The sequence below is a fragment of the Streptococcus sp. HMSC065C01 genome, assembly GCF_001813525.1.
In the GTDB taxonomy this organism is placed as follows: domain Bacteria; phylum Bacillota; class Bacilli; order Lactobacillales; family Streptococcaceae; genus Streptococcus; species Streptococcus parasanguinis_V.
This window is the reverse complement of the sequence record NZ_KV812859.1, coordinates 81094-88927: the sequence shown is the minus strand read 5'-3', so window position 1 is coordinate 88927 and position 7834 is coordinate 81094. Positions and strand designations below refer to the sequence as shown.

Below are 7834 nucleotides of genomic sequence, written 5' to 3'. Positions count from 1 at the left end.
GAATTACCGATTTCTGTCCCACTCTCTTTTTGCTTTATTCATTTTCTTTTCAGTGTGCGATTTCTGGTTTGACAAAGAGTCGCTCATCACCAAGATCAATAAGGGATACTGGTGCTTCATAAAATTGGCTAAGGACATGGGGAGTTAGGATCTTTTCCTTTGGTCCTTGCTCGACCACTTGGCCATGTTTGAGTAAGAGGACATGGGTCATATCTGTTGTAATTTCCTCGGCATGGTGGGTGACGTAGATCATGGTAGGCGCGTGATCCAGTTGTTTGATATGATGGATCTGACGGAGGAGCTTTTCTCTGGCAAAGAGATCCAATCCACTAGAAGCTTCATCAAAAATGATCAGATCTGGCTGGTCCATGAGGCTTCGTGCAATGAGAACGGTCTGCTTTTCTCCCTGGGAGAGCTCCCGGTATTTGCGGCCGATCAAAGAGCTAGCTCCAATTGAAGTTAGCATATCCCGTGCCCAGTTCAGTTCTTCCTCCCCGTATGCAGTATATAAAATACTGCTCTTGTATTGACCAGTTAGGACAATTTGCTCTGTCAAAAGATGTTCTGGCAGTCTTTCTGAAATAAAGGAGCTAACGATCCCAATACGCTTACGTAACTCAGGAATACCCCCTTCTCCAAAGCGGGTTCCAAGGACCGTTACCTGGCCAGAACTAGCCCAGTATTCAGACATGAGCAGTTTGAGGAGGGTCGATTTTCCTGCTCCATTTAAGCCTAAAATGGCCCAGCATTCATTTTCTTTTACTTGCCAGTTAATCTCTTTTAAAAGGGCTTTTCCATTGCGGATCAAATTGACGTCTTGTAGTTCAATCAAATTATTCATAACTTCATCCTTTTGATTAAAATCTCCTTTATTCTATCATAAAATATGGTAGAATAGAAAACAGGAGGTAAGGAATGTTTCGAAATAGTAAATTGTTATTCTGGACATGTGAGATCTTATTATTGACGGTGATTTTTTATATTTGGAAATCAATGGGGACTTTAATTTCTCCATTTGTATCTGTTCTGAATACCATCCTCTTACCATTTTTAATTGCAGGTTTTTTATATTACATTACCAATCCGATTGTTGAATTGTTGGAAAAACATTTAAAAATCAAGCGTGTGTTTGGGATTTTGATCACCTTAGTACTCTTGTTTGGGATCATTGGCTTAGGGATCTTTTATCTGCTCCCTATCTTAATTAATCAGTTAACCAGCTTGATCAATTCAACTCAAGGACTTTACTGGGAAGTTCAAAGTTTGGTTCGAAAACTCTCGACCAATCCTTTGTTCCAGAATGTGAATATCCAGTCGACGATTCAGCAGTTGAATCTCTCTTATATGGATATCCTACAAAATCTCTTGAATAGTGTGACCAACAGTTTAGGAAGTGTGGTTAACACCATTGTCAATACGGTCTTTATCTTGATCATGACCCCTGTCTTCTTGGTTTATTTCTTGGTCGATGGGAAGAAGTTATTGCCGATGTTGGAGCGGACCATTTTACGCAATGACAAACTCCACATTTCAAGCCTCTTGATTAGTTTGAATGAAACGGTCTCTCGCTATATTAGTGGGATTTCGATCGATGCCTTTATCATTGGAACCCTAGCCTACATTGGCTATAGTTTTATTGGATTGAAGTACGCTTTGGTCTTTGCCATCTTTTCTGGGCTGGCCAACCTCATTCCATATGTAGGACCAACCATCGGCTTGATTCCGATGATCATCACCTATGCCTTCACAGATATGGATATGATGATCAAAGCAGTCATTTACATGTTGATTATCCAGCAGATCGATGGGAATATTCTTTATCCGCGTATCGTTGGAGGCGTGATGAAGGTTCACCCGATTACCATTATGGTTCTCTTATTGCTCTCAAGTAATATCTACGGCATTATCGGGATGGTCGTTGCGATTCCAGTCTATTCGATTGGAAAAGAAATTGTAAAATTCTTGGTGAATCTTTATGATAACCACCGTGCTGCTAAGGAGCAGAAGAAAAAAGAAGAATTTGGTATCATTAATAAATCATAGACTCTAGCGCCTATATGGGCCTTGGAGTCTTTTTTGTACATTTATTTGAAAAAATGCTGGAAAATAGTCAACAAGTGCTATGAAATGTGTTAAAATATAAGTGATTTTGAAAGAAAATATGAAAAGGTAGGAAAAGATGAGACTGCTCTTATCGAAAAAACAGAGACGCCAATTGCAATTATTGGAAATCTTGATTAAGGAAAAAAGATGGTTCCACTTAAAAGAGTTGGCCAAGCGTTTGGATTGTACAGAACGTTCGTTAAAAGAAGATTTGTCTAATCTTCGTAGTACATTTGATGACTTTTTAATTGAATCGTCCACCAATGGGATCAAGATCAGTTATGAGGATTCGGTTGGTCTTGAGGTGATTTACCATCACTTTTTTAAAGAATCACAAGCCTTCGCCTTGATTGAATATCTCTTCTTCCACAAGGATGTTTCCAATGAATATATTTGCAGAAAGTTTGATCTGAGTTACCAATCTTTCTACCGCTTGATTCGGACGATCAATCAGAAGCTTCAAACCAAATACAATGTAAAGATTGATTTGAAACCCTTGAATCTTGTCGGGGATGAAGTGGATGTTCGTTTCTTCTATGCCCAGTATTTTGCGGAACGTTATTACTATATGGAGTGGCCTTTCCCAGAATTTAAGGAAGAGGCCGTGACCGATTTGATCACCTTCTTCTTCAAGCTCTATGGCTATCCATTGACCTTCTCTGTCATCAAGTCTTATAAAGTTCTCTTGACAGTCTACTTGTCACGGATTAAACAAGGTTACTTTATCGATATGCCAACGACCTTTGAAGCCTATAAAGATCAGTATCAAGGGGTGACCAATGTTGAGGAGATGTTGCGCTACTTTAGTTTGCAGTTGGGTGTCGAGTTAAATGAAAAAGTGTTGGAGCAATTCTTCATCATCTTCATTCAAGAGAATTTCTATTTCAGCCCAGAAAGCTTGATCGAAGCTGCAGAAACAGATCCTTATGCCAAAGAGTCGACCAAACTCATCAAAGATATGTTCAAGGATCTATGCTATACCTATGAACTAGAAATTGAAAATCTTGATGAGATGTTAATGCATGTTCATAACACGTCTCATCTCGGCCGGAAGGAATTATTCTCTGAGTTCCTTTTATTTGATACCAAGACCAATACCAACGAAGATTTTATGAGCATCTTCCCTGCCTTTTATGATGATTTGAAGGAGCATATCATCACTTATATGAAGACCATGAAGCATGATCTGAATGATGAGATCATCAAGCATATGATCTATACGGTCTATACTCACTGGGAGCGTCTCTTACCGCAGTTATTGCGCCGTCGGAAGTCCATTAAGGTCTTGATTATCAGTCGTTTTGACGATCACCACGCCAAATCTATGATTGATTTTCTAGATTTCTACTGCACGGATAACTTTGAATTTACGCAGATGATCAAGTACAATCTGACAGTGGATGATATCGAAGCTTCGGATGCAGATGTGGTGGTGGCCAACTTTATGATGCCTGAATTAAAGAAAAAACCTTTTATCTGTACAAGTAGTCTCTCATCGCTTGAGCTGGTTGAAAAACTCAATGCCTTCTTTTATGATTTTACCAGTGCAGAACACTAAAGACAAAGCCTTCTTAGAAACTTTCCTTAGGTGAGTACGGACGTCAGCGAACTTCGAAGAAGTTCCATGACTAATTAAGATACAAAGGGCGTTCGCGGATAAAGTCAAAATAGGAAGTTTGACGCAGAATCTTTAGATTCTAGGAAAACTTATCTTTTTGACACGATCCGTAGCCCGTGTTCAATTCGTTTTGGACCCCTTCGCTTTTTAATTTTTTAGGCTCAGGCTAAAACAGTTTCCCAAACTGTTTTACTCCCAAAACTCCCGAGTGCTAGAAACAATCGTGTTTCTAGCACTTTTCTCACGGCGAAAAGTTTCAGTGTAGGTTTGGATGAAACTGATTATATAGATTGTTTTAAGTTTTCAGCTTCAGTTAGGTTATTTCGTTTGAAAAAACAATTTGTTCACATTCAAGAATCAGGACTTGTTCCTGATTTTTTGATGGTAAAAAAAGAAAATTTTATAGAAGAATGCAGGCTCTCCTATTTTGTGGTATAATATACAATATTATATACTGGAGGAAATTATCCATGGAAGACCCTGGCAGTCAGGAAATTTTACTGGAATTTATTTTATTGATTGTTTTGACATTATTGAACGCCTTTTTCTCGGCGACTGAAATGTCAATGGTATCGTTGAATCGCTCTCGTGTAGAGCAAAAGGCTGAAGAAGGAGATAAAAAATACATTCGTCTTCTTAGCGTATTGGAGCAACCGAACCATTTTTTATCCACTATTCAGGTGGGGATCACCTTGATTACCATCTTATCTGGGGCGAGTCTTGCAGATAGCCTTGGTCATGTTATTGCTGGATGGATGGGCAATACTAAAACGGCTATTGCAGCTGGAAGCTTTTTATCTCTAGCGTTTTTGACTTATATTTCGATCGTATTTGGGGAACTCTATCCGAAACGAATCGCTATGAACCTGAAAGATGAGTTAGCTGTTCGAACAGCTCCGATTGTCATTTTATTAGGAAAAATTGTTAGCCCCTTTGTTTGGTTGCTTTCAGCGTCGACCAACCTTTTGAGCCGTATCACGCCAATGGAATTCGATGATCCGGATGAAAAGATGACGCGGGATGAAATCGAGTATATGCTGACCAATAGTGAAGCAACACTAGATGCGGACGAGATTGAGATGCTCCAAGGGATCTTTTCATTAGATGAAATGGTAGCGCGTGAAGTCATGGTGCCACGGACAGATGCCTTCATGGTTGATATCAATGATGATACCAAAGAAATCATTGAAAGTATCCTTAAGCAAAACTTTTCACGGATTCCTGTCTATGATGATGACAAGGACAATGTCATCGGTCTCATCCATACCAAACGTCTCTTGAACGAAGGATTTATCAATGGCTTTGATAATATTGTCTTAAGAAAGATTTTACAAGAACCTTTGTTTGTTCCAGAGACCATTTTTGTGGATGATCTTTTGAAGGAATTGCGCAATACCCAAAATCAAATGGCTATTCTGCTTGATGAATATGGTGGGATGTCTGGTTTGGTTACTCTTGAAGACCTTTTGGAAGAAATCGTCGGTGAAATTGACGATGAGACTGACAAAGCAGAAATTGATGTCTTTGAAATTGCGGACAATACCTATGTCGTACAAGGAGCCATGTCACTAAATGACTTTAACGAATATTTTGATGTTGAGTTGCAAAGTGATGATGTGGATACCATTGCAGGGTATTATCTGACAGAGGTTGGGCGAATTCCAACCTTGAAAGAGCGACTCAGCTGTGAAGTCGATAGTCAAAAGAAACACCTCATTTTGACAAACGACAAAGTAAAAAATGGTCGTGTGACCAAGGTGAAAGTTGAAATTTCTGAAATCGTCGAGGAAGATGAAGAAACTAAATCAAAAGAAGATTAAAAAATAGAGGCCTGGACGTGTTCCAGCCTCTGTTTTTTTCTTGTCAGGACCAGTTGAATTTTCAAAAAATTTCAAAAATTTCTGAAATAGTCTTGACAGCCAAAAAAAATTAAGGTAAGATAATACCCATAAAAAAAGAAAGCAGAAAATAAACATGAAGCAACAAGCCATTTCAACTCAAAAATTTTACTTTAGCTACTTTAGATAGTGTTTGTAGACATGATCTCATGGATGCAAACAACCCAAGCAATTTGTTTGTATCTATGTGGCTAAGATTTTTGATGATGGTCCATAGAGCTAGTATCTAAATGGACCGAGGTTTTGTAACTTGTTGGAGAATTTCAAGCATCCGTTTAGAGTATCATCTAAGCGGATTTTTTGTTTATTTTGCAGAAAAGGAGTCAATAAATGAAAGTAGTGAAAAAATTGCTAGCACCTGTCCTGGTTGTAGGACTTCTGTTAACATCATTGGTGACCTTACACAATCTAAAGGATACTAAAAAAGACAATGTCTTTCGAATTGGGATTTCCCAGTACATCACCCATAAGTCGCTCGATGCGACACGAAAAGGCTTTATCGAGGAGTTGAAGAAAGAGGGTTATGTAGATGGGAAAAATATTCAGATCGATTTCCAAAATGCTCAAGGGGAGCAACGAAATCTGAAAAATATTTCTAAACAATTGGCAGAAGAAAGTGATCTAGTCTTTGCGATTGCAACCCCTTCTGCACAAAGTTTGGCTAATACCACTAAATCAACACCTATTGTCTTCTCAGCTGTCACAGATCCTTTGGCAGCGAAATTGGTGAAAAACTTGAAAGAACCAGGTGGCAATATCACAGGGACAAGTGACCAGTCAGAAGATGCGATCGCTACACAGGTAGACATGATTAAGCAAGTGCTTCCAACGGCGAAAACAGTTGGGATTCTCTATACGCAAAGTGAGCCTAACTCCGTCGTCCAAAAAGACAATGCGAAGAAGATCCTAGAAGCTAAAGGCTATCAAGTGGTTGAAAAAACAATTCTCGATAGTAACAATGTGAAAGCTGCAGCAGACAGCATCATGTCAGAGGCAGATATCGTCTTTGTTCCGACGGACAATATTATCTCTTCTACAATGGACACTGTCAAACAGGTTTCTATCAGCCATAAGGTGCCCGTTTTTGGTGGATCTGCTGAGATGGTGGCCACTGGTGGTTTGTACAACTTTGGTACCGATTATGAGGAATTGGGGAGACAAGCTGCTCGGATGGCTATTCGTATCATGAAGGGTGAAAAACCTGGAAAAGTCGCAGTTGAAACACCTGAAAAATTAGAATTGCATACCAATAAAGAGATGGCTAAAGAACTAGGAATTGATATTAGCTCGTTGAAGGTAGAAAAATAGGAGGTTTGAGATGAATTTCGTTTTATCAAGTTTATCAGAAGGTTTATTGTGGTCGATCATGGCGATCGGTGTTTACTTAACATTTCGAATTTTAGATATTGCCGATATGACGGCAGAAGGAGCCTTTCCACTTGGGGCAGCAGTTGTAGCCTCACAAATTCAAGCAGGAAGAAACCCTTGGCTGGCGACCTTATTGGCTTTTCTGGCAGGGATGATCGCAGGATTGGTTTCAGGAATTCTCCATACAAAAATGAAAATTCCAGCCCTCTTGACAGGGATTGTCACTTTGACCGGTCTCTACTCTATCAATATTAAAATCATGGGGGGAGTACCCAACCTCTCTATTGGCGATGCCAGTACCATTTTCAAAAGTGTCATGAAATTGGGCTTGTCCAATGAAGAAGCTGTCTTTTTGATTAGTATTTCTTGCTTGATCATCGTCTGTATCTTGTTAACTCTCTTAATGAAGACGCAACTTGGCTTGGTTTTGCGCTCGACTGGTGATAACATTCCAATGAGTGAGGCAAATGGGGTCAATGTAGATAACATGAAGATGTTGGGCTACATGATTTCCAATGGCTTGATTGCCCTTTGTGGAGCCATGTTTGCACAAAATGATGGTTTCTCAGATGTGACTTCTGGTACAGGGACGATCGTAGTCGGTTTGAGTGCGGTGATTATCGCTGAAGTTTTGATCCACGAATTGACCATTGGTTGGCGCTTGCTTTCCATCGGGGTTGGAGCCATTGTGTATCGTTTGATTATCTTAAATATTTACGAGATTCCAAATCTCGATCAAAATATGGTCCGTCTCTTCAATGCGATCTTGCTCGCGATTGTCTTGTTCGCTCCTGAGGCGCAAAAACGTCTTCGTGTTCGTGGACTGAAGTTAGGAAATAAGTAGGAG

The 7834-nt window shown here is 39.5% G+C and carries 6 protein-coding genes; 5 read left to right on the top strand and 1 reads right to left on the bottom strand.

Going from position 1 to position 7834, the window contains the following annotated elements; genetic code table 11:
- Positions 1 to 49: 49 nt before the first annotated feature.
- A complete protein-coding gene (locus tag HMPREF2918_RS09040; protein WP_070595311.1) occupies positions 50 to 841 on the bottom strand; it encodes an ABC transporter ATP-binding protein in 792 nt (263 codons plus the stop codon).
- Between the two features lie 74 nt (positions 842 to 915).
- Here HMPREF2918_RS09040 and HMPREF2918_RS09035 point away from each other — a divergent pair, with 74 nt between their 5' ends.
- The 5 genes from HMPREF2918_RS09035 (at position 916) to HMPREF2918_RS09015 (ending at position 7831) form a co-directional block, all read left to right on the top strand.
- Positions 916 to 2043 carry an AI-2E family transporter gene (locus HMPREF2918_RS09035; protein WP_003008322.1) on the top strand — a complete coding sequence of 376 codons (1128 nt, stop codon included), beginning with the start codon at positions 916 to 918 and terminating at the stop codon, positions 2041 to 2043.
- Between the two features lie 136 nt (positions 2044 to 2179).
- Positions 2180 to 3661 carry an AcpB/EbpR/MafR family transcriptional regulator gene (locus tag HMPREF2918_RS09030; RefSeq protein ID WP_070595309.1) on the top strand — a complete coding sequence of 494 codons (1482 nt, stop codon included), beginning with the start codon at positions 2180 to 2182 and terminating at the stop codon, positions 3659 to 3661.
- A 530-nt stretch (positions 3662 to 4191) separates the two neighbouring features.
- On the top strand, positions 4192 to 5541 hold the full coding sequence (locus tag HMPREF2918_RS09025) for a hemolysin family protein (protein ID WP_031574335.1): 1350 nt from the start codon (positions 4192 to 4194) through the stop codon (positions 5539 to 5541).
- A gap of 408 nt (positions 5542 to 5949) precedes the next feature.
- On the top strand, positions 5950 to 6927 hold the full coding sequence (locus HMPREF2918_RS09020; RefSeq protein ID WP_024056316.1) for an ABC transporter substrate-binding protein: 978 nt from the start codon (positions 5950 to 5952) through the stop codon (positions 6925 to 6927).
- Positions 6928 to 6937: 10 nt separating this feature from the next.
- The gene (locus tag HMPREF2918_RS09015; protein ID WP_070595307.1) at positions 6938 to 7831 is read left to right on the top strand and encodes an ABC transporter permease; all 894 of its coding nucleotides are present in this window, start codon (positions 6938 to 6940) and stop codon (positions 7829 to 7831) included.
- The last annotated feature ends 3 nt before the right edge of the window (positions 7832 to 7834 follow it).

Bases quoted from the DNA above. Each gene is read 5' to 3' on its own strand.
- HMPREF2918_RS09040 (WP_070595311.1), bottom strand. From the start codon at position 841: ATGAATAATTTGATTGAACTACAAGACGTCAATTTGATCCGCAATGGA.
- HMPREF2918_RS09035 (WP_003008322.1), top strand. From the start codon at position 916: ATGTTTCGAAATAGTAAATTGTTATTCTGGACATGTGAGATCTTATTA.
- HMPREF2918_RS09030 (WP_070595309.1), top strand. From the start codon at position 2,180: ATGAGACTGCTCTTATCGAAAAAACAGAGACGCCAATTGCAATTATTG.
- HMPREF2918_RS09025 (WP_031574335.1), top strand. From the start codon at position 4,192: ATGGAAGACCCTGGCAGTCAGGAAATTTTACTGGAATTTATTTTATTG.
- HMPREF2918_RS09020 (WP_024056316.1), top strand. From the start codon at position 5,950: ATGAAAGTAGTGAAAAAATTGCTAGCACCTGTCCTGGTTGTAGGACTT.
- HMPREF2918_RS09015 (WP_070595307.1), top strand. From the start codon at position 6,938: ATGAATTTCGTTTTATCAAGTTTATCAGAAGGTTTATTGTGGTCGATC.